This window comes from Pseudomonas sp. PL-6 (assembly GCF_054110165.1).
On the sequence record NZ_CM134189.1, the window covers coordinates 720323 to 741633 of the forward strand.

Consider the following 21311-nt stretch of genomic DNA (forward strand, 5'->3'; position numbering starts at 1 on the left):
GCTCGTTTCAGCGCCGTCTCAGGGCTTGGCGATACCGACCGAGTCCGGGGCGATCTCGATGGCCTTGGCCTTGTACATCGACCAGGTGGTGACCGACTGCCAGCGCTTGAGGAAGTCCTCGGCCTCGGCGCCGTTGAGGTTCAGGCTCTGCGCGCCGAAGTTCTTCAAAAAGCCCTGGAACTCCTCGTTGGCCACGGCCTTGGCGTAGGCCTCGACCAGCTTCTGCTTGACCTCGTCCGGGGTGTCCTTGTGCACGAAGGCGCCCCAGAACGGACCCCAGGGCAGGTACTCGGCGATCGCCGGCAGGGACTTGGTGATCGGCTCGACGCCCGGCAGTTCCGGGGTTTCCTCGGTGGCGAACACGGCCAGCGCCTTGAGCTTGCCGCTGCGTACCAGTTCGCGGGCGGCGGCCAGGCTCAGCGGCATGAAGTCGATGTGCTTGCCCATCAGTGCGGTGATGCCGGGGCCGTCGCCGCCGAAGGTCACTTCACGCACTTTCAGCTCGTCCACCGCGTTGATCATCGCGCTGACCGTGCTTGGCAGGCCGCCGGCACCGGTGGAGCCCATGCGCAGGCTGTCCGGATTGGCCTTGGCGGCGGCCAGCAGCTCGCCCATGGTGTTGAACGGCGCCTCGGCGTTGGCGGCAATCACCACCACGTTCTGGCCGATGATGTTGACCGGGTAGAAGTCGCTGTAGTCGAAGTCGGCCAGGCCCAGCACCGGGTACAGCTGCGGGTTCTCGGCGCCGAGCAGGATGGTGTAGCCGTTCGGGCGCTGCTGCTTGACGAAGGTGCTGCCGATCACCGCAGTGCCGCCGGGGCGGTTGTTGAGGATCAGCTTGCCGCCCAGCTCCTTCTCCACGTAGGGGGTCAGGCTGCGCATCACGTTGTCGGTGGCGCCGCCGGCACCCCAGGGGATCACCGCCTGGATGCTGCGCTCGGGGTATTCGGCGTGGGCCGGCAGGGCCAGGGTCAGGGCGCTGAGGCCGAGGGCGGCGCCGGTCAGTAGAGCTTTGAACATGTGGAGATTCTCCATCGGATTGTTGTTGTAAGCCCCTGTCGGCCGGGGCGCACCTTGCCTTGCCAGGTCAGCCGCGGGCGACCGCGGTCTTGAACTTGGATTTGAGTTTCTTCAGCAGCGAGGTGTTGCCCAGCAGGATCAGCACCACGGCGCTGCTGAGGATCAGCGACAGCGGGCTGGTGACCAGGCCCTGCAGCAGCTCCAGCGGGTTGTCGCCGGCCGAGGACATGGCCTGGCGGTAGGAGGTGTCCATCAGCGGGCCGAGGATGGCGCCGAGGATGATCGGGCCCATCTGGAAGCCGAAGATCTTCAGCAGGTAGCCGAGCAGGCCGAAGCCGAGCATCCAGTACACCTCGGTCATGCTGCTGTTGATCGAGTAGGTGCCGACCACGCAGAGCACCAGGATCAGCGGGATCAACACGGCCTTGGGCATCTCGACGAACTTGGCGAACAGCTTGATGCCCATCAGGCCGAAGATCATCAGGAAGACGTTGGCCAGCAGCAGGTTGCCGACGGTGAAGTAGAAGATGTGCGGGTTCTCCACCATCAGCATAGGACCGGGGTTGAGGCCGTGGATCACCAGCGCGCCGATGATCACCGCGGTCACCGCATCGCCCGGCATGCCGAGGGTCAGCATCGGCACGTAGGCACCGCCGACCGCCGCGCTGTTGGCGGTTTCCGGCGCCACCAGGCCCTCGTAGGCGCCCTTGCCGAAGGGTCTGCTGGGATTCTTCACGGTGCGCTTGGCATGGTCGTAGGCCATCAGCGCGGCGATGTCGCCGCCGACCCCGGGCAGCACGCCGACCACCACGCCGATGATCGAGGTGCGGATCGACAGCGGCAGGAACTTCAGCACCATGGCGAAGGACGGCAGGATCTTGTCGACCTTCTGCCGCACCACCGGGCTGTCCAGGTTGTGCAGCTGGTAGAAGGCCTCGGCCACGCCGAACAGGCCGATCATCAGCACCACGTAGTGGATGCCGCCCATCAGCTCGACCTGGCCCAGGGTGAAGCGCCCCTGGGCAGTCACCGGGTCCATGCCGACCAGGCCGATCACCGCGCCCAGGGCGGCGGCGAAGATGCCCTTGGCCAGCGAACCCTCGGCCAGGCTGCCGACCAGCAGCAGGCCGATGGCGGCCACCAGGAAGTAGTCGCGCGGGGCGAATTTCAGCGCCAGATCGCCGATCAGCGGCGCCGCGCTGGCCAGCATCAGGGTGCCGACCAGGCCGCCGATCACCGACATCACCGTGCTCAGGCCGATGGCGCGACCAGCCTCGCCCTGCTGCGCCAGCGGGTAGCCGTCGAAGGCGGTGGCCACCGACGACGGCGCGCCGGGGATGTTCAGCAGGATGGCGCTGCGCGAGCCGCCGTAGACGCCGCCGATAAAGATGCCGACGATCAGGGCGAGGGCGTCGTTGACCTCCCAGGAGAAGGTGAAGGACACCAGGATCGACACCGCCATGGTCACCGACAGACCCGGGATGGCGCCGATGTAGATGCCGGCGAAGGTTCCCAGGGCGGTCAGCAGCAGCAGCTGCGGGTCGCTCCAGGCCATCAGCAGATAGGAAAAGGTATCGCTCATCTCGGGTGCCTCGTTATGGCAGGTAAACGCTGAAGGCCAGGGTGAACAGCAGGTAGATCAACAGCAGCAACAGGGCGGCGATCAGTACCGCCGCGACCACCCGGCCGCGGCGCAGGTAGACGATCGACAGCACCAGGAACAGGAAGGTGCTGAGGTAGAAGCTGATCCACTGGATGGCGGCCAGGTAGGCCACCGCCAGCACGGCGAAGATCAGCGTGCGGCGGGGAAAATGCGCGCGGCGGAACTGGCCGAAGGCATCCAGCCAGCCGCCGCAATCGGGCCTGGCCTTGGCCAGCGTCTCGGCACCGATCTTCAGCGCCGCCAGCAGCATCACCAGGCCGACGCCGAGGGGGAAGGCGCCTGGCGAGTTGGCCGAGCTGAAGCCGGCGATCTGGTAGGCCAGATAGAGGATGGCCAGGCTGAAGACCAGCAGCAGCACGCAGAAGCTGCGTTCGCCGACCAGCATTTTTTCTGTCTTGTTCATGCGCTTGCTCCGACAGGCTGGGGAACCGCGACGCGGTCCGGATACGGATGGTCGTCAGGCCGCGTGGGCCAGTCGCGCTCGCAGCGCAGCGCGCGGCGGCAGCTGGCAGCCAAGGCAGGCGAGAACGGCAAGGGCAGCGGGCGACGGGGAGGCGCGGCCGTCGAGCGCGAGGCTGGAGGAGTGGGCAACGGCCGGCGCGGTTGCGGGGGTTGCCGGGGCACGCAGGTGCAGGGGCTGTGACATGGCAATCGACCTTTTTATATTTATTGGCTACTGAGTTTTCGAAGTCGGATGGCAGCAGGCAGAAAACGACTTCGCTTCAGGGCGTGCTCGGAATAGTGGGCCGACCCCCTGGCCATTTCAATTCGCCAAACCGGGTTTTGTTCGATAACCGAACAAGAACGAACCGGTTAGTACATTCGTCGTGGCGCGGGCAGTATCGCCCGTCTGCCGATTCTCATCCAGCCTGGGGCTCGCCTCCGGTGGTCGCTGTCTCCTAGAATCGCGGCAAATTCAGCAGGGATCTCCCATGGCCGGCAGTCAGATCGAACGCGCGCTCAGCCTCCTCGAAAGTCTCACCCGCGACGCCCGCGGCCTGCCCATGCAGAGCCTGGCCGACGAGCTGGACATCCCCAAGAGCGCCACCCACCGCATGCTCGCCGAGCTGATCCGCCTCGGCTACGTGCGCCAGGACGCGCAGACCAGCCGCTATCGGCTGTCGACCAAGCTGGTGGCGCTGGGCTTTCGCTACCTGGCCAGCAGCGGCGCCGACGTGGTGCAGCCGATCCTCGACCGCCTGGCCGAGGACAGCGGTGAGCTGGTGCGCCTGGGGGTGATCGACGGCGAGCGGCAGACCTGGATCGCCAAGAGCCAGGGCGCCCGCTCCGGCCTGCGCTACGACCCGGACATGGGCCGCGACGCGCCGCTGTTCTACACCGCCTCCGGGCATGCCTGGCTGGCCAGCATGAGCGATGAGCAGGCGCTGGCGCTGGTGGCGCGCCAGGGCATCGCCGATCCGGCCGAGTTCGGCCCCAACGCGCCGCGCAGCGAGCAGGAGCTGCTCGAACGCCTGGCCCTGGCCCGCGAGAAGGGGTATGCCTGGGTGGTGGAGAGCGCTTCGCTGGGCACCTCGGCGCTGGCCGCGGTGGTGCGCCATCCGCTGGACGGCCGGGTGATCGGCGTGCTCAGCATCGCCGGGCCCAGCGCGCGCCTGCCGCTGGCGCGCCTGCACGCACTGGCGCCGCAGCTGCTGGCCGCCGCCGCAGAACTGTCCGCCGCCAGCCCGGCTTCCGAACTGTTCGCCTGAGCCCCCTCGCGGCGGGGATACCCGCCCTGCGCCTCGTCTGGACCTAGGGTGGATCGCGCTTTACCGATCCACCGTTTTGGCGGATGTGAACAGCGACATCCGCCCTACGAACTGGCATCGGGCAGGCTGTGGGAGGGGCTTCAGCCGCGACGGACGCCTGTTGTTGTCGCCGCTGAAGCGCCTCCCACACGAGCGGCCGCCGATCGGTAGCCCGGATGCAATCCGGGAATGAATATCCCCAGGCCCCTGCATCCTCCCCGCCGACTACCGACCAAAGGCAATCCTCCGCCGTCATTTTCGTCTTGCGAATTTTTTGGAACTGAGTTCTAAATTAAAAAAGAGGTCAGCCCCTGGCCTTCCGCTTCGACGACGACAAGAGGATCGCCCGCGTGACTTCTCCCCTGCGTATCGCCCTGATCGGCGCCGGCGTCATGGGCCGCCAGCACTTGCAGCACCTGCGCCAGCTGCCCGAGGCGCAGCTCTGCGCCATCGCCGATCCCGGCCCGCAGGCCGCCGAGTTCGCCGCGCAGTGCGGCGTGGCGCATTTCGCCGAGCACCGGCAGATGCTCGCCGCGGCGCGCCCCGAGGCGGCGATCATCGCCAACCCCAATGCCCTGCACGTCGCCACCGCGCTGGACTGTCTCGCCGCCGGGGTGCCGGTGCTGCTGGAGAAACCGGTGGGCGTGCACCTGGACGAGGTGCGCGAGCTGGTCGCCGCCAGCCGCGCCAGCGGCGTGCCGGTGCTGGTCGGCCATCACCGTCGGCACAACCCGCTGATCGTGCGCGCCCGCGAGCTGATCGAGGCGGGCGCGCTCGGCCGCCTGACCACCGTCACCGCGCTGTGGCAGCTGCGCAAGCCCGACAGCTACTACGCCATCCCCTGGCGCCGCGAGGCCGGCGCCGGGCTGCTGCTGACCAACCTGATCCACGACCTCGACCTGCTGCGCCACCTGTGCGGCGAGGTGCGCCAGGTGCAGGCCTTCACCAGCAACGGCGTGCGCGGCTTCGCCAACGAGGACAGCGCCGCCATCCTGCTGCAGTTCGCCAGCGGTGCCCTGGGCAGCCTGACCGGCTCCGACGCGGTGGCCGCGCCCTGGAGCTGGGAGCTGGATTCCGGCGAGAACCCGGTCTACCCGCGCCAGGCCGAGCAGCCCTGCTATCTGCTGGCCGGCACCGCAGGCGCGCTGAGCATCCCCCAGCTCAAGCGCTGGCACTACGCCGAGGCCGGCGCTGGCTGGCACGAGCCGCTGCTGCAGGTGCAGGAGTCGTTCGCCGCCGGCGAGGCGCTGCGCCGTCAGCTGCAGCATTTCCTCGAGGTCGCCCGCGGCCAGGCTGCGCCGCTGGTCAGCGCCGAGGACGCCGGGCGCACCCTGGCGCTGGTCGAAGCCATCCGCCAGGCCGCCGAATCCGGCCGCGCCTCCGCTCCGCAGATCGTCTGAAAGAGTAGAGTCCATGAGCCAACGCATTTTCTCCCTGGCCGCCCTCACCGTGCTCGAGCTGTCGCCGCCGCAGATGGTCGAGGTGGCCGCCCGCGCCGGTTACAGCCATATCGGCCTGCGCCTGGTGCCGGCCACGCCGGAGGAGCGGCACTTCCCCCTGGTGGCCGACGCCGGGCTGCGCGCGCAGACCCGCCAGCGCCTGCGCGACACCGGCATCCGCGTGCTCGACGTGGAAATCCTGCGCCTGAAGCCCGAGACCCGCGTCGCCGAGTTCGAGGCCATCCTCGCCGCCGGCGCCGAGCTGGGCGCCAGCGAGCTGCTGGTGGCCGGCAACGATGCGGACGAGGCGCGCCTGACCGCCAACTTTGCCGCCCTGTGCGACCTTTCCGCGCAATACGGCCTGCATCCGCACCTGGAATTCATGCCCTGGACCGACGCCCGCGACCTGCGCCAGGCGGCGCGCATCGTCGCCGCGGCGGATCGGGCCAACGGCGGTGTGCTGGTCGATGCCTTCCACTTCGACCGCAGCGCCTCGCGCCTGGCGGATCTCGCCGCGCTGCCGGCCGCGCGCCTGCGCTACGCCCAGTTGTGCGACGTGGCCGGGCCACGGCCGGCCGACATGGCCGAGATCCTGCGCCAGGCGCGCAACGAGCGGCGCTTTCCCGGCGACGGCGACTGCGACCTGCTCGGTCTGCTGCGCAGCCTGCCGGCGAACATCCCGCTGAGCCTGGAGATTCCCACCCGCCAGCTGCTGGAGCAGGGCGTCGGCGCGCTGGAGCGGGCGCAGCTGGCGCTGGACAAGAGCCGCACGCTGCTGGCGCGGTTGTAGCCGTGGCCGCCAGCCTGGACGGCGCGCCGGCGCGGCCGCTGGCCGGTATCGCCCTGGTGCTGCTGGCGACCTTGCTGTTCGCCAGCCACGACGCGCTGTCCAAGTACCTGTCCGGCTTCTACCCGGTGGTCATGGTGGTGTGGGCGCGCTACCTGGTGCACAGCCTGCTGATGGCGGTCATCTTCCTGCCCCAATCGGGGCTGCGCGTACTGCGTAGCCGGCGTCCCGGCCTGCAGCTGCTGCGCGCGCTGTGCCTGGGCGCCACCAGCCTGCTGTTCACCAGCGGCCTGCTGTTCCTGCCGCTGGCCGAGGCCACCGCGGTGAATTTCCTCGCGCCGCTGCTGGTCACCGCGCTGTCCGTGCCGCTGCTCGGCGAGGCGGTCAGCCGCGGCCAATGGCTCGCCGTGCTGGCCGGTTTCGCCGGGGTGCTGATCATCGTCCACCCCGGCGGCGCGCTGTTCACCCCGGCGGTGCTGCTGCCACTGGCCTCGGCGCTGTGCTTCAGCCTCTACCAGCTGCTGACGCGCAAGCTCAGCGAGAGCGACAGCGCCACCACCAGCAACTTCTTCGCCGGGCTGTGCAACACGCTGCTGATGAGCGCCCTGGTGCCGTTCTTCTGGCAGCTGCCGAGCCTGGCGCACGCCCTATGGATGCTGGCGCTGGGCGGCTGCGGCATGGCCGCGCACCTGTTCCTCACCCAGGCCTTTCGCCACGCGCCGCCGGCGCTGCTGGCGCCCTTCGGCTACGGCCAGATCGTCTTCGCCGGCCTGCTCGGCGCGCTGCTGTTCGGCCATGTCCCGGACCTGGCCGGGCTGGTAGGCATCGCCCTGATCTGCCTGAGCGGGCTGGCGGCGGCCTGGCGGCAGCGCCGAGGCTGAACCGGCAACGTCGCGTTTAACCGGCGGACTCGCTGCTGAGCCGACGCGGCGCCATCAGGTACAGCCACAGCAGGGCGAGGAAGTAGGTCGCCGGGATCGCGCTGAACAGCAGGGCGTAGTTGTTGTGCGTCACCGTCAGCACGTAGCCGACGATCTGCGTCATGAACATGCCGCCGATGGCTGCGCACATGCCGCCGAAGCCGAACACGGTGCTCATCATGTGCTTGGGCGTGTAGTCCATCACCAGGCTCCAGATGTTCGCGGTCCAGGCCTGGTGCGCGCCCACGGCGAGGGCGATGGCCAGCACCGCGACCCACAGGCCGCTGGCGTTGGCGGCGAACACCACGCTGACGATGGTGCAGGCGAACAGCAGCATGGACAGCAGGCGTGCGGTGGTGGCGCGCATGCCGCGGCCGATCAGCCAGGACGAGAGGATGCCGCCGCCGATGCTGCCGAAGTCGGCGGTGAGCCAGATCAGGATCAGCGGGATGCCCATCTGGGTGACGCTGATGCCCAGGTCGTACTGCTCGTTGAGGAAGGGCGGCAGCCAGTAGAGGTAGAACCAGAACACCGGGGCGGTGATCGCGTAGGCCAGGGCGAAAGCCCAGGTGCCGCGCATGCGCAGGATACGCGCCAGGGCGACCTTGCTCGGCTCGGGTTCGACCTCCTGCTGGATGTACGCCAGCTCGCTGCGCTTGAGGCTGGGGTGATCTTCCGGGTTGAAGTACTTCAGGGCCCAGAACACCAGCCAGACCAGGCCGAGCAGGCCCATGCTGACGAACGCCGCCTGCCAGCCCCAGAGATGCAGGATCAGCGGCAGCAGTGCCGGGGTGACCATGGCGCCGACGTTGGTGCCGGCGTTGAAGATGCCGGTGGCGATGGCGCGCTCGCCGGCCGGGAACCAGATGCGCGTGGTCTTGACGCAGGCCGGGTAGTTGGCCGCCTCGGTCAGGCCGAGGATGAAGCGGCAGATCATGAAGCCGACCGCCGAGGTGGCCAGGCCGTGGGCACCGGTGGCCAGGCTCCAGAGCAGCACCGCGAGGAAGAACGCGCGCTTCACCCCGACCTTGTCGATGAAGCGGCCCTGCAGCAGGAAACCCACCGCATAGCCGACCTGGAACCAGAAGTTGATGTTGGCGTAGTCCATCGCCGTCCAGCTCATCTCCTCGGCCAGTACCGGCTGCATGATGCCGAGGGCGGCGCGGTCGATGTAGTTCAGGGTGGTGGCGAAGAACACCAGGGCGAGCATGCCCCAGCGCGTCTTGCCGACGGCCATGGCGCCGCGGATCTTGTCGCCGATTCCGCCGTGGCCAAGGCCGGCGGCGGGCAGGGTGGTGCTGGGGGAGTGGGTCATCGGCATGGCCATCCATTCGGTGACTGGACGTGCGCCAGTCGGACTAGGAGTCGGGCATGTGGGCGGGCGGACGGGGTGCCGCGGGCGCCACGCTGCGGGTATCGGCGCCACCGGGGCGCGCGGGATTGCCGGTCTGGCAGGGGCGAGCGGTCAGCCGTGGGCCGCTGGGCGTCGCAGGCGTGGCTGCGGGGCGCTGTCGGCGCGCGCGGGGGCAGGCAGGGAAGGGCAGGCGAATACGGCAGTGACTATGAACATCGTAGGAACCCGAATCTTGAAATTGTTATGGCACAACGCTGTCGGCGCGCGCCCGTGGGCGGCGCGCCTGTCGTCAGGCGCAGGGGTGACTGGCACCGGCCGGCTGGCGATTCGCTGAAGATGGTGCGCAGCCGGCATGCCCAGGGTCAATTCGCCAAGCCGGCTTCTGTTCGATAAACGCACGGAAAACTAACCAGTTCGTACATTTAGGTTTGCCGCGTCGTGCGACTGCGCCAATAATCCTTTCACCCTGACTGGCACCTGGTCGGCGGGTGCATGGGTCGTGCGGCCAGCGCCGCAACCCCCGGCACCGCGCCGCCGCTGAGCGCCGGCGTCCCCAACCAGGAGTTGCAGCATGCAGCGTTCGATTGCCACCGTCTCCCTGAGCGGTACCCTGCCGGAAAAACTCGAAGCCATCGCCGCCGCCGGCTTCGACGGCGTGGAGATCTTCGAGAACGACCTGCTCTACTACGACGGCAGCCCCAGCGAGATTCGCAAGCGCTGCGCCGACCTCGGCCTGGCCATCACCCTGTTCCAGCCGTTTCGCGACTTCGAGGGCTGCCGGCGCGACCGCCTGGCGCGCAACCTCGACCGCGCCGAGCGCAAGTTCGACCTGATGCAGGAACTCGGCACCGACCTGGTGCTGGTGTGCAGCAATGTCGCCGCCGACTCCCTGGGCGACGAGGGGATCCTCGTCGACGACCTGCGCCTGCTCGCCGAGCGCGCCGGCGCGCGTGGCCTGCGCATCGGCTACGAGGCCCTGGCCTGGGGCCGCCACGTCAACACCTACCAGCAGGTGTGGAAGCTGGTGCGCCAGGCCGACCACCCGGCGCTGGGGGTGATCCTCGACAGCTTCCACACCCTGTCGCTCAAGGGCGACCCGGCGGCCATCGCCGAGATTCCCGGCGACAAGATCTTCTTCGTGCAGATGGCCGACGCGCCGCTGCTGGCCATGGACGTGCTGGAGTGGAGCCGGCATTTCCGCTGCTTCCCGGGGCAGGGCGAGTTCGACCTGGCCGGTTTTCTCGCGCCTATCCTGCGCACCGGCTACCGCGGCCCGCTGTCGCTGGAGATCTTCAACGACGGCTTCCGCGCCGCGCCGCCGCGGCAGAACGCCGCCGACGGCCTGCGTTCGCTGCTCTATCTGGAAGAGAAGACCGCCAAGCGCCTGGACAAGGAAGGCGTGGCGATCGAGCCCGGCGTGCTGTTCACCCCGCCGGCGGCCAGCCGTTACGACGGCGTGGAGTTTCTCGAATTCGCCGTCGACGAGGCGGTCGGCGCGCGCCTGGCCGGCTGGCTGGAGCGCCTGGGCTTCGCCCGCGCCGGCCAGCACCGCTCCAAGGACGTCAGCCTGCTGCGTCAGGGCGATATCAATATCGTGCTCAACGCCGAGCCCTATTCCTTCGCCCACAACTTCTTCGAGGCCCATGGCCCGTCGCTGTGCGCCACCGCGCTGCGGGTGAAGCACGAGGCCGCCGCCCTGCAGCGCGCCTGCGACTACCGCGGCCAGCCCTATCGCGGCCTGGTCGGCCCCAACGAGCGGGAAATCCCCGCGGTGCGCGCCCCCGACGGCAGCCTGATCTACCTGGTGGAGCAGGCCGGCGCCGGCCAGACCATCTACGACACCGACTTCAAGCTGGACCCGAACGCCGTGGCCGCCGGCGGCCTGCAGCGCATCGACCACATGGCCCTGGCGCTGCCGGCCGAGTCGCTGGACAGCTGGGTGCTGTTCTACAAGAGCCTGCTGGACTTCGAGGCCGACGACGAGGTGGTGCTGCCCGACCCCTACGGCCTGGTCAAGAGCCGCGCGCTGCGCAGCCGCTGCAGCTCGGTGCGCCTGCCGCTGAACATCTCGGAGAACCGCAACACCGCCATCGCCCACGCGCTGTCCAGCTACCGCGGCTCCGGCGTGCACCATATCGCCTTCTCCTGCGAGGACATCTTCGCCGAGGTGGCGCGGGCCAAGGAGGCCGGCGTGCCGCTGCTGGAAATCCCGCTGAACTACTACGACGACCTGGCCGCGCGCTTCGACTTCGACGACGAGTTCTTGAGCGAGCTGGCCTACTACAACGTGCTCTACGACCGCGACGCCCAGGGCGGCGAGCTGTTCCACGTGTACACCGAGCCGTTCGAGGAGCGCTTCTTCTTCGAGGTCATCCAGCGCAAGAACGGCTATGTCGGTTATGGTGCGGCCAACGTCGCGGTGCGCCTGGCGGCCATGGCCAAGGCGCGCAGCGGCGCGGCCAAGCGTCCGCGGCTGTGAGCGCAGGGGGGCGGCTTCCCAGCGCCCCGGCCGCCACGGATAATCCGCCCATTCCAATAAGAAGCCGTGAGTCCGTATGAGCGATACCGCAGAGAGCCTCGCCACCCCCGCCACCGAGGCGGCGCGCAAGGGGCGCAAGAACAACCCGGAGAAGACCCGCGAGAGCATCCTTCTGGCGGCGGTCGACGAGTTCGTCCGCCACGGCCTGTCCGGCGCGCGGGTCGACGCCATCGCCGAGCGCACCCACACCTCCAAGCGGATGATCTACTACTACTTCGCCAGCAAGGAGCAGCTCTACCTGGCGGTGCTGGAGAAGCTCTACGGCGATATCCGCAACACCGAGGCGCGGCTGCACCTGGGCGAGCTGACGCCGCCGGAAGCGATCCGCCGGCTGATCGAGTTCACCTTCGACCACCACGACCGCAACGTCGACTTCGTGCGTATCGTCAGCATCGAGAACATCCATCACGGCGAACACATCACCCGCTCCGAGGTGATCCCGACGCTGAACAACTCGGTGCTCGAGGCCATCGCCGACATTCTCCGCCGCGGCGAGGCCGAGGGGCTGTTTCGCAGTGGCCTGAACCCGCTGGACATCCATATGCTGATCAGCTCGTTCTGCTTCTACCGGGTGTCCAACCGCCACACCTTCGGCACCATCTTCCAGATCGACCTGTCCGCCGAGGACAACAAGCAGCGCCACAAGCAAGTGATCTGCGAATCGGTGCTGCGCTATATGCAGGCCTGAGACGAGGGCGCCGTGCGCGCCAAATTCGCCACTGCCAGGGTGCGCACATGGCACACCCCGTGCGGTTTGGCATCGTTCAATAAAAAAGGGCCCGCAGGCCCTTTCTATTGTTCGGCGCTCGCCTAGAAACTGGCGAAATGCGCCAGCATGCGCTGGGCATCGGCCTGCCGGCCGCTGAACAGCTCGAACGCCTTGACCGCCTGGAACACCGCCATATTGCCGCCGTCCAGGGTCTGGCAGCCGAGGGCGCGGGCGTCGCGCAGCAGCTCGGTCTCCAGCGGGAAGTAGACGATCTCCGCCACCCACAGCGCCGGGCGCAGCAGCGCCTTGGGCACCGGCGTGCCGGGCAGCTTGGCCATGCCCATCGGGGTGGTGTTGACCAGGCCGTCTGCCACCGCCATGGCGGCCGCCAGGTCGCTGCCGGCCAGGGCGCGGCCGGCGCCGAAGTGCTGGTTGAGGTTGTCGGCCAGGGCCTGCGCGCGCGCCGGCTCGACGTCGAAGAGGCTCAGTTGCTCGACCCCTTCGCTGAGCAGCGCATGGGCCACCGCGGCACCGGCGCCGCCGGCGCCCATCTGCACCACGCGCTGGCGCGCCACGCCCGGCAGGCCGCGGCGCAGGCCCTCGGCGAAGCCCAGGCAATCGGTGTTGTGGCCGACGCGCTTGCCGTCCTTGAGCACCACGGTATTGACCGCGCCGATGCCGCGCGCCTCGTCCGACAGCTCGTCGAGCAGCGGGATGATCGCCTGCTTGCAGGGGAAGGTGATGTTCAGCCCGGTGAAGCCCATGCGCTCGGCGGCGCCGAGCAGCTCGGGTAGGGCGCCGTTGTCGAGGCCGAGCTGGTCCAGGTCGATCAGCCGGTAGAGGTAGCGCAGGCCCTGGGCGTCGCCCTCGCGTTCGTGCATGGCCGGCGTGCGCGAGCCCTGGATGCCGGCCCCGATCAGGCCGGCGAGGATGCTGGATGTGGCGGAGGACATGGCGTTATCCCTTGAGCAACTGGCTGAAGTATTGCAGCCCCAGGCGATAGCCCTGGCTGCCGAGGCCGCAGATCACCCCGACGGCGATCGGCGAAACGAAGGAGTGATGGCGGAAGGCCTCGCGCTTGTGCACGTTGGACAGGTGCACCTCGAGCACAGGCAGCTCGCTGGCCACCAGGGCGTCGCGAATCGCCACTGAGGTGTGGGTCCAGGCCGCCGGGTTGATCAGGATGCCGGCGCAGCGCCCGCGCGCCTTGTGAATCCAGTCGAGCAGCTCGCCTTCGTGGTTGGTCTGGCGAAACTCGATGGCCAGGCCGCACTCGGCCGCGGTGTCGGCGCACAGCCGGGAGATGTCGGCGAGGGTCTCATGGCCGTAGGTGGCCGGTTCGCGGGTGCCGAGCAGATTCAGGTTGGGGCCGTTGAGCACCAGGATGCAGGGGGACATAGGGGGGCGATCTCTTGTTGTTGTGGCAACGGGCGACAAGTCGTTTCGGGAAAATGTACTAACTAGTTAATACGGTCAATCGAGCAGATCGCTTGCGCTGGCCAACGGCAGCCGGGGAAAGCTCGGTGGAAACGCTGCAGGCCAGCAATGGCGGGGCTTGCAGCCAGATGGCGGGGCGTCAGGGCGGGCGGCGAAACTGGGCGATTACCGGCTAGGCGCTGGGGCGAGGGGCTAGGACCTGATAGTCGAGCGACTCGCCCAGCGCACAGCCACCCACGCCGCCGGCCAGGTCGCCGAAAATGGCGCCTGCTTTAGACAGGGCCGGCGACGCCAGCCTGACCACCTGCCAGGGCCGCGCTGACGCCACGGCCGATGGCCGCACCGACTTTCATGGAGTGATGGAAGGAAGCGACTTTGGGGGAGTGACCGCGAGCGCACGGCAATGACAGGGGGCGAACCTGCTTGGTGGTGATGTCAGTGCGGTTATGTAGGGCTGAGGTTTTTTGAATCGAATGGCTGTTCAGGATCTCAGCCGTGTCCGTCGGGAGCAGCGCTGGCCATTGAGCGCATGCCATGGCTGACCCGGCGCCCTTCAAAATCCATTCGCTGGCGGATCCTTGCGTCTGTACTTCACCAAATGGACAACCCTTTCGTTGGTTTGATTATTTGCTCAACTCTACCGTCTAAGAGCTGGGGTGCGAGCCCTTCTGTGGAGTATGGGTAAGGCAATAAAAATCAATGTATATCAATGATTTATATCGTTATTAAAACCAGAGGTTAACTGCTGGCACAGGCGTTGCTCTAGCGTCATCAACCGCTTCAAGACAACAACAATCACAAGTGGTGAGACGTGATGAAAACGCGAAACTCCCTCGATGGCCGCTGGCCGTTGAGTGCCTACCGCCGTGCACCCTGTTTGCTTAGCGCAATACTCCTCCCTGCTTTCTTGGTTGGCTGCGAAGCGCAGCTAAATCTCTCCGGTGTAGAGGCCGACAGCTCCAAGGCCGTTCAGCGCACCGATTTTTACCAAGCCATAGCTAGTACACCAGGCGCCACTCTGCTGGCCGGTAACAATGGCGTGCTGTTGACCAGTCTCGATCAGGGCAAGAACTGGTCGCGTCAGATCATCGCAAATGGTCGCAGTCTGATTGATCTGGATGCCTGCGCCGATGGCAGCTTCATCGCGCTCAGTTTCGACAACCATCTTTGGCATAGCCACGATCAGGGCAAGAGCTGGCGAGAGATCCAGTTGCCGACCCAAGAGCAGATGCTAACGGCGTCCTGTTCGCCAAGCGGAGCCTGGTGGGTCGGCGGCGGCCTAAGCACGTTGCTCGGCAGCACTGACTTGGGGGCCAGCTGGCAGGAAACCAGCCTCGACGAAGACGCCATGCTGACCAACCTGCAGTTCATCGACCGCGACCATGCGGTGGCCGTGGCTGAGTTCGGCATGCTCTTCGCCAGCCAGGACGGTGGCACCAACTGGCAGCTGGCCGGCACCCTGCCGGACGAGTTCTACCCGCACGCCAGCTACTTCCGCAGCCCCGAGGAGGGCTGGGTCGGTGGCCTCAACGGTTTCATCTACCACACCACGGATGCCGGGCAGAGCTGGCAACGCCAGAGCACGCCGAGCAGCGCACCGATCTTCGGCTTTCTAGCGAGCGACAACGGCCTGTTCGCCGTCGGCGACCACAGCAGCGTGCTGCAACTGGCCGGTGAACAGTGGCAAACGCTGCCGACGCCCGATGCGCCGGTCTACTTGCGCGCCATCACCGCGGATACCGCACAACGCCTGATCGTTGCCGGCGGCCGCGGCCTGCTGCTGACCCTCGACACTGCGCCCAGCGCTACGCCCGCCGTTGCGACCACGACCGACTGAGACCCGTCACCATGCCGATACTTCATCCGTTTAGCCATAAGCTGGCTCAGGCCAAGGTCTGGTTGTTCGACCACCCGCGCACCGTGCTGGCGATCATCGCGGTGCTGACCCTGTTCTTCGCCCTGCGCATTCCCGGGCTGAAGGTCTACACCGACTTCTCCGACCTGCTGCCGCAGGAACACCCCTACATCCAGCTGCACAACAGCATCAAGGACAGCTTCGGCGGCGCCAACGTGCTGGTCATCGGCGTGGCCTTCGACAAAGGCGACCTGTTCAGCAACGAGCGCCTGGCCTTGATCGATCGGGTCACCCAGGCGGTGGACAGCCTGCCCGGAGTCAACCACAACCTGGTCAGCAGCCTGACCCACCGCAACTCGCGCAAGGTCTGGCTGACCGAGGTCGGCAGCATCAACTCCGAGCCTTACTACCAACCCGAATTCGGCCAGCTCTCCGCCGAGCAGTTGGCGGCGATGAAAGCCGACGTGGTGGCTAACCCGCGGGTCTATGGCCCGTTGGTGTCGCCGGACCTGCAAGTGGCGTTGGTCAAGGCGCAACTGATCGAAGGCCAGCTCGACTACGCCAAGACCTTCGCGCAGATCCAGGCGCTGCGCGACGCCGAGAAGATCGACGGGGTGACCCTCTACGCCACCGGCCAGCCGGTGCTGGTGGGCTGGGCCTACACCTACATGAGCCAGATTTTGCAGATATTCATCTGCACCGTGCTGATCATGCTGGCGCTGCTGGTGATGCATTTCCGCAAGGCTTATGGCGTGCTGATCCCACTTGGCGGGGTGCTGATCTCGACCATCTGGGGCCTCGGCATCATCAGCCTGCTGGGCTACAACCTCGACCCGCTGGGCCTGGTGATTCCCTTCCTGATCGCCGCCCGCGCCATGAGTCACGGCGTGCAGCTGGTCGAGCGTTATTACGCCGAGGTCAAACTGCTCGGCGACGGCCCGCTGGCCGCGCGCGCCACCTTCGACAGCCTGTTCCGCCCCGGCACCCTGGGCATTGTCTCGGACGCCATCGGCCTGCTGCTGATCGCCATCGGCTCAATCGCCCTGAACACCAAGCTGGGCATCTATGCCTCGCTGTGGGCGACCACGGTGATCTTCAGCGTGCTGATCGGCGTGCCGCTGCTGCTGTCGATCCTGCCCAAACCGAAGAACCCGGAAATGCGCGAGACCGCGCTGCGCCACATCGGCGCGATCTGTGCGCGGACGGTGGCCAACCCGGCCTCCGCGCGCAAGGCGCTGGGCCTGGCCGCGCTGGCCATCCTCGCCAGCCTGTGGGCCTCCTCCCAGGTGCGCATCGGCGACTCCGAGCCCGGTTCGCCGATCCTCTACCCGGAACACGATTACAACGTCTCGTCCAAGGAGATCAACCAGCGCTTCCCCGGCTCGGAAGAGCTGTACATCGTCGCCGAGCATGCCGAGAAAGGCGGAATCAAGAAGCCCGAGGTGCTGCGCGCCCTGCAATCGCTGCAAAACCACATGCTCAGCGACCCCGCGGTCGGCGGCAGCAAGGGCTTGCCGGACCTGATCACCCAGGTCAACCGGCTGATGCACAACGACGATCCGCGCTGGCTGCAGATTCCCCACGACGCCAATTACGTCGGCGGGCTGATGTTCACCTACATGGCCTCCAGCCCAATCCCCGGCGCGCTCAACGAGTTCACCGACACCGACGACCGCATCGCCAACCTGGTGTTCTATTACAAGGATCGTCAGGGCGAGACCATCCGCCGCGCCATCCACATGGCCAAGCAGTGGATCGAGCAGCACGGCGATGCAGTGCCGGGGCTGAGCATCCGCCTGGCTGGCGGTACCCTCGGCGTGGCCGCGGCGATGAACGAGTCGGCATTCGAGACCAACCTGGTGGTGCTGCCGCTGGTGTTCCTGCTGATCTTCGCCTTCGTCATGCTGTTCTACACCTCCTGGCATGCCGGCTTGATGATGCTCCTGGCGATGGCCTTCGCCACCGCGCTGACCTACGCCTATATGGGCCTGGCCGGCATGGGTATCGACATCAACACGGTGCCGGTGATCGCGGTCGGCATTGGCGTGGGCATCGACTACTCGATCTACATGATGGATCGCATCCGCGAGGAAATGGCCAAGTTTGGCCGTCTCACCGACGCGGTGCGCCAGGCCATCGCCACCACCGGCATCGCCATCAGCTTCACCGCACTGACCCTGATGGCCGGGATCGTCATGTGGGTGATCCTCTCGGACCTGCGTTTCCAGTCCGATGCCGCCCTGCTGCTGTGCGTGATGATCGTCATCAACGCCATCGCCGCCATGTTGCTGGTACCCGCCTGGGTGCTGGTGTTCAAACCGAAGTTCATCACCGGGGCCTATGCCGACGCAGACGGCATTCTGCACGCCGACGCTGCCGTGCCCGCCTCAGCCGAACCCCTGTCGGTCGCGCCCAGCGTGGCGACCGGCGGGCTGCCGCAAGGGGAACGCCATCCGGCCTGAACCGGATGCCTTCCCACACTTAACCCGCACGAGGACCTGTCATGCCGACAACAACAAAAATGGGCCTGCGACACTGGAGTCTGGCCCTGCTGGGCGGCTCAAGCCTTGCTCTGACGCCACTGACTTCGGTCATGGCCGAGGAAGAAATGCAGTTCACCGGTTTCTACGAGAATGCCACCTTCGTTCGCGATAGCGCCGGATTGTCGAAATTCCGCAACACCGTGCAGGTCAACGCAGACAAGAAGTTCGGCACCCTGGGCCAGCTGAACTTCAACAACGTGGCCTTCCACGGCACATTCCGCGGCACCTACGACGGGGTCTATGACCTCAACAGCAGCGAGTACGGCAGTGGCGCCGGCGGCGCGGTCAACCTGGAGAACAACATCGCCGGCGCGGGCTCGACCGTGCCGCACGGCGGTGGCATCCGTCCGCCAGGCACCTTCTTCGGCTTCAACGACGCGCGCAACCCCAACGAGGGGATGATCGTGCTCGGCGAAAACCTGCACAAAACCCGTGGCGGCGTGGCCTTCGGCGTGCCGGTACGGCCCTGCGACAAGGACAGCCGCGGCTGCATCGACGACTACCTGGACTACAGCAGCAACGACCTGCGTTTCCCCGAGTTCAACGAACGCCTGGACTTCATCCGCGAGCTCTACGTCGACTTCGACAACGATCTGCCCAACGGCGACATCCTGAGCTGGCGCCTGGGCAAGCAGCAGGTGATCTGGGGCCGCACCGACCTGTTCCGCGTGCTCGACGTGATCAACCCGGTCGACTTCTCGCGCAACAACATCTACGACGAGCTGGAAGACATCCGCATTCCCATGTGGATCGCCAAGGCCGACTGGCGCATGGGCGCTGGCGAAGTGTTCGACGACCTCAACCTGTCGTTCGTGTGGAACTTCGACAAGTTCCGTCCGCACAACCTCGGGCAGTGCGGCCAGCCCAACTCGATCCTCGACGCTGGCTGCTTCTTCCGCGGCATGAACAACCTGTGGGAAAACGGCGGCACCGTGGCCAACTTCGCCGGCGGCAACATCGCCACCGACTTCGGCCCCGGCCAGATCGGTATCCGCAAGGCGCACATGCCGTCCTGGAGCCTGTCCAACAGCCAGTTCGGCATCAAGCTGGAAGGCGTCTATGGCGATTTCGGCTTCTCGCTGAACGCCCTGACCTACCGCTCGCAACTGCCCTCGCTGCGTGGCGGCATCCCGGCGCAGAACGCCTTCACCGGTGAAACCGCGGTATGGCCGGGCCTGATCGCCTTCGATATCCATTTCCCGCGGGTCAACCTGATCGGCGGTTCGATGGACTACTACTCGCAAGCGATCGACACGGTGTTCCGCTTCGAAGTCGCGCACACCGAGGGCGAGGAGTTTGCCAACACCCTGCAATCACGGCTGTTCTCCGAGTCCGACGTCACCCGTTACGTGATCGGTGCGGACAAGAACATCTTCATCCCCTTCCTCAACCCGGGCCGCGCCTTCCTCTTCTCCGGCCAGCTGTTCGGCCAGCACATCCACGAGCACCAGCTTGAGGATCGCCCACTGGGCAAGGCCGGCATGCCGGACTGGGAGCAGAACTGGATCGGGACCTTGCTGGTGAAAGGCTGGTGGATGAACGACCGCCTCAGCCCGCAAATAATCGTCGCGCATGACTTCAAGGCCCAGGCCACGGCCATCGCGCCGAGCGTGGAATACCTGTTCAGCGACAACTTGAAGATCGTCGCCGGCGCCAACTTCAAGGTCGGTCGCGGCGCTCGCGAGTTCGACGACTGCCGCAGCTGCAACCCCTGGGATCCCTTCACCAGCTATGGCCTGCCGGAGGGCGCCACCGCCGGTCTGAGCGGCTACGAGCCGCTGGGCCGCTTCCGCGCCGGCCCCATCGGCATGGCGCAGAAGGAAGACGAACTGCAACTGACCCTGCGTTACAGCTTCTGATCAATCACGAGGAATAGCCATGAACAACAAGAAATCCCGGCAGAGCCGCGCCCTGGCGCTGGCCCTGTTGACGCTGGGCGCGACCAGCGGCGTGCACGCCGCCGACGAGGCGGTGATCCAGCAGTCCTTCTACCCCTACCAGAACGACAAGCCGAGCTTCGCCGGTCTGAGCGCCGGCATGACCATCAACAAGGGCAACGTCGCCCAGTTCAAGGAGATTCTCGACCCGGCCTTCTACGGCTTTATCGAGAAAGGTTGGGCGGAGCTGAAGGTCGGCGACACCACCTCCTTCGACCTGCACCCCAACTATGTCGAGGCTACCCGCCAGCACATGGACACGGTCAAACTCGGCGCGAAGCCCGGCGAGATCAGCGGCGCCGTGGCCGGCCGGCCGTTCCCCCAGGAGCCGGACGCGAACGACCCGCGCGCCGGCGAGAAGCTCGCCTGGAACTACAAGTACGGCTACAACTGGGGCGACAGCGCCGCCATCTCGCCGTTCTACTGGAAGTTCCGCGACATGAACACGGGCAAGTTGGAACGCACCATCAAGTTCGACTTCCACTTCCTCAACTTCACCCGCCGGGTCAACCAGGAGCCCACGCCGGCGATCACCCCAAACCCGTCGCAGCTGTTCCGCGGTATCTACGTCAAGGTGCTGGAGCCGTATGACGTACGCAACACCCAGCTGTTGATCCACCGCGCCGAAGACGACCTCAAGCGTGACAACTCCTGGCTGTACCTGGGCTTCCAGCGTCGCGTGCGGCGCCTTGCCACCGGCCAGGTGACCGATGCCTTCCTCGGCTCCGACTTGATGATCGAGGACTTCGAGGGCTACAACGGGCGTATTTCCGACATGCAGTGGAGCTACAAGGGCACCCGCTTCATGCTGATGCCGTTCTACAACCACAACGACCTGACGCTGGACAGCGAAACGCACAAGGACAGCGACGGTTACCAGGTGGTGGCGTTCGGCGGTCAGGGCGGCTGTTTCCCCAACATCACCTGGCAGCTGCGCAAGGTCTACGAGGTGGAATCGGTGCCGGTGGACGGCAGCCACCCACTGTCCAAGCGCGTGCACTACATGGATGCGCAGACCTTCACCGTGCCGCGCACCGTGTCGTATGACCGCAAGGGCAGCATGTGGAAGACCTTCACCATCGGCCAGGCCCACCCGGACCACCACCTGCCGAAGAACAAGGGTTCCGGCGTGTCGATCGACGACAGCTTCACGATGATCGACATCCAGGCCATGCACTGCACCACGGGGCAGTTCAAGGGCCAGGTCGATCCGGAGATGAGCAAGCCGGAGATGTTCAGCGTGCAGCACATGCGCGCCACCGGTAACTAAGCAGCGCCACTCGGTCCGGCCGGTTAGACGCGGCCGGGCCTTTCTCCCAACCAGCAGCCCAGCCAACAGCGCCGTCCGCATGGGCGGCGC

16 protein-coding genes and 1 pseudogene are annotated in these 21311 nt (G+C 66.7%); 10 read left to right on the forward strand and 7 right to left on the reverse strand.

All coding sequences use genetic code 11. The features are described from left to right. Positions 1-18: 18 nt before the first annotated feature. From ACW9UL_RS03170 to ACW9UL_RS03180, 3 genes are all read right to left on the reverse strand, one after another. A complete protein-coding gene (locus ACW9UL_RS03170) occupies positions 19-1020 on the reverse strand; it encodes a tripartite tricarboxylate transporter substrate binding protein (protein ID WP_021444420.1) in 1002 nt (333 codons plus the stop codon). A gap of 67 nt (positions 1021-1087) precedes the next feature. Further along, complete coding sequence (locus ACW9UL_RS03175) at positions 1088-2602, reverse strand: tripartite tricarboxylate transporter permease (protein ID WP_457788832.1); 1515 nt, start codon at positions 2600-2602, stop codon at positions 1088-1090. Between the two features lie 13 nt (positions 2603-2615). Then, entirely contained in the window at positions 2616-3086 is a 471-nt protein-coding gene (locus ACW9UL_RS03180) for a tripartite tricarboxylate transporter TctB family protein (RefSeq protein WP_457788833.1), read from the reverse strand. 529 nt (positions 3087-3615) lie between these two features. On the opposite strand from ACW9UL_RS03180, the gene ACW9UL_RS03185 reads away from it, so the two are divergent. The 4 genes from ACW9UL_RS03185 (at position 3616) to ACW9UL_RS03200 (ending at position 7538) form a co-directional block, all read left to right on the forward strand. After that, on the forward strand, positions 3616-4392 hold the full coding sequence (locus ACW9UL_RS03185) for an IclR family transcriptional regulator (RefSeq protein WP_397495946.1): 777 nt from the start codon (positions 3616-3618) through the stop codon (positions 4390-4392). A 389-nt stretch (positions 4393-4781) separates the two neighbouring features. Next, a complete protein-coding gene (locus ACW9UL_RS03190) occupies positions 4782-5831 on the forward strand; it encodes a Gfo/Idh/MocA family protein (protein ID WP_457788834.1) in 1050 nt (349 codons plus the stop codon). 13 nt (positions 5832-5844) lie between these two features. After that, complete coding sequence (locus ACW9UL_RS03195; RefSeq protein ID WP_457788835.1) at positions 5845-6660, forward strand: sugar phosphate isomerase/epimerase family protein; 816 nt, start codon at positions 5845-5847, stop codon at positions 6658-6660. 2 nt (positions 6661-6662) lie between these two features. Next, complete coding sequence (locus tag ACW9UL_RS03200; RefSeq protein WP_457788836.1) at positions 6663-7538, forward strand: DMT family transporter; 876 nt, start codon at positions 6663-6665, stop codon at positions 7536-7538. 16 nt (positions 7539-7554) lie between these two features. Here the strand turns inward: ACW9UL_RS03200 and ACW9UL_RS03205 are convergent, their stop codons facing one another. Next, on the reverse strand, positions 7555-8892 hold the full coding sequence (locus tag ACW9UL_RS03205; protein WP_457788837.1) for an MFS transporter: 1338 nt from the start codon (positions 8890-8892) through the stop codon (positions 7555-7557). 610 nt (positions 8893-9502) lie between these two features. Between ACW9UL_RS03205 and quiC the strand changes: the two genes are divergently transcribed. Further along, complete coding sequence (gene quiC, locus ACW9UL_RS03210) at positions 9503-11410, forward strand: 3-dehydroshikimate dehydratase QuiC (RefSeq protein WP_457788838.1); 1908 nt, start codon at positions 9503-9505, stop codon at positions 11408-11410. 76 nt (positions 11411-11486) lie between these two features. Further along, positions 11487-12158, forward strand: coding sequence for a TetR/AcrR family transcriptional regulator (locus tag ACW9UL_RS03215; protein WP_021445556.1), 672 nt, complete (start codon positions 11487-11489; stop codon positions 12156-12158). Positions 12159-12280: 122 nt separating this feature from the next. Here the strand turns inward: ACW9UL_RS03215 and ACW9UL_RS03220 are convergent, their stop codons facing one another. The 3 genes and pseudogenes from ACW9UL_RS03220 to ACW9UL_RS03230 form a co-directional block, all read right to left on the reverse strand. Beyond that, on the reverse strand, positions 12281-13132 hold the full coding sequence (locus tag ACW9UL_RS03220) for a shikimate dehydrogenase (RefSeq protein WP_457788839.1): 852 nt from the start codon (positions 13130-13132) through the stop codon (positions 12281-12283). Between the two features lie 4 nt (positions 13133-13136). Continuing rightward, the gene (aroQ, locus tag ACW9UL_RS03225) at positions 13137-13577 is read right to left on the reverse strand and encodes a type II 3-dehydroquinate dehydratase (protein ID WP_021444772.1); all 441 of its coding nucleotides are present in this window, start codon (positions 13575-13577) and stop codon (positions 13137-13139) included. A gap of 211 nt (positions 13578-13788) precedes the next feature. After that, a pseudogene (locus ACW9UL_RS03230) lies at positions 13789-13969 on the reverse strand (hypothetical protein). Positions 13970-14430: 461 nt separating this feature from the next. On the opposite strand from ACW9UL_RS03230, the gene ACW9UL_RS03235 reads away from it, so the two are divergent. From ACW9UL_RS03235 to ACW9UL_RS03250, 4 genes are all read left to right on the forward strand, one after another. Then, the gene (locus ACW9UL_RS03235) at positions 14431-15453 is read left to right on the forward strand and encodes a WD40/YVTN/BNR-like repeat-containing protein (RefSeq protein ID WP_457788840.1); all 1023 of its coding nucleotides are present in this window, start codon (positions 14431-14433) and stop codon (positions 15451-15453) included. A gap of 11 nt (positions 15454-15464) precedes the next feature. After that, positions 15465-17933 carry an efflux RND transporter permease subunit gene (locus ACW9UL_RS03240; RefSeq protein ID WP_457788841.1) on the forward strand — a complete coding sequence of 823 codons (2469 nt, stop codon included), beginning with the start codon at positions 15465-15467 and terminating at the stop codon, positions 17931-17933. A 131-nt stretch (positions 17934-18064) separates the two neighbouring features. Next, on the forward strand, positions 18065-19873 hold the full coding sequence (locus tag ACW9UL_RS03245; RefSeq protein WP_397495954.1) for a DUF1302 family protein: 1809 nt from the start codon (positions 18065-18067) through the stop codon (positions 19871-19873). Positions 19874-19892: 19 nt separating this feature from the next. Next, the gene (locus ACW9UL_RS03250) at positions 19893-21221 is read left to right on the forward strand and encodes a DUF1329 domain-containing protein (protein WP_397495955.1); all 1329 of its coding nucleotides are present in this window, start codon (positions 19893-19895) and stop codon (positions 21219-21221) included. Positions 21222-21311 lie beyond the last annotated feature (90 nt).

What these genes read in the sequence shown, in the direction of transcription:
- ACW9UL_RS03170 (WP_021444420.1), bottom strand. Translation starts at nt 1,020, where the DNA reads ATGTTCAAAGCTCTACTGACCGGCGCCGCCCTCGGCCTCAGCGCCCTG.
- ACW9UL_RS03175 (WP_457788832.1), bottom strand. Translation starts at nt 2,602, where the DNA reads ATGAGCGATACCTTTTCCTATCTGCTGATGGCCTGGAGCGACCCGCAG.
- ACW9UL_RS03180 (WP_457788833.1), bottom strand. Translation starts at nt 3,086, where the DNA reads ATGAACAAGACAGAAAAAATGCTGGTCGGCGAACGCAGCTTCTGCGTG.
- ACW9UL_RS03185 (WP_397495946.1), top strand. Translation starts at nt 3,616, where the DNA reads ATGGCCGGCAGTCAGATCGAACGCGCGCTCAGCCTCCTCGAAAGTCTC.
- ACW9UL_RS03195 (WP_457788835.1), top strand. Translation starts at nt 5,845, where the DNA reads ATGAGCCAACGCATTTTCTCCCTGGCCGCCCTCACCGTGCTCGAGCTG.
- ACW9UL_RS03205 (WP_457788837.1), bottom strand. Translation starts at nt 8,892, where the DNA reads ATGACCCACTCCCCCAGCACCACCCTGCCCGCCGCCGGCCTTGGCCAC.
- quiC (WP_457788838.1), top strand. Translation starts at nt 9,503, where the DNA reads ATGCAGCGTTCGATTGCCACCGTCTCCCTGAGCGGTACCCTGCCGGAA.
- ACW9UL_RS03215 (WP_021445556.1), top strand. Translation starts at nt 11,487, where the DNA reads ATGAGCGATACCGCAGAGAGCCTCGCCACCCCCGCCACCGAGGCGGCG.
- ACW9UL_RS03220 (WP_457788839.1), bottom strand. Translation starts at nt 13,132, where the DNA reads ATGTCCTCCGCCACATCCAGCATCCTCGCCGGCCTGATCGGGGCCGGC.
- aroQ (WP_021444772.1), bottom strand. Translation starts at nt 13,577, where the DNA reads ATGTCCCCCTGCATCCTGGTGCTCAACGGCCCCAACCTGAATCTGCTC.
- ACW9UL_RS03235 (WP_457788840.1), top strand. Translation starts at nt 14,431, where the DNA reads ATGAAAACGCGAAACTCCCTCGATGGCCGCTGGCCGTTGAGTGCCTAC.
- ACW9UL_RS03240 (WP_457788841.1), top strand. Translation starts at nt 15,465, where the DNA reads ATGCCGATACTTCATCCGTTTAGCCATAAGCTGGCTCAGGCCAAGGTC.
- ACW9UL_RS03245 (WP_397495954.1), top strand. Translation starts at nt 18,065, where the DNA reads ATGGCCGAGGAAGAAATGCAGTTCACCGGTTTCTACGAGAATGCCACC.
- ACW9UL_RS03250 (WP_397495955.1), top strand. Translation starts at nt 19,893, where the DNA reads ATGAACAACAAGAAATCCCGGCAGAGCCGCGCCCTGGCGCTGGCCCTG.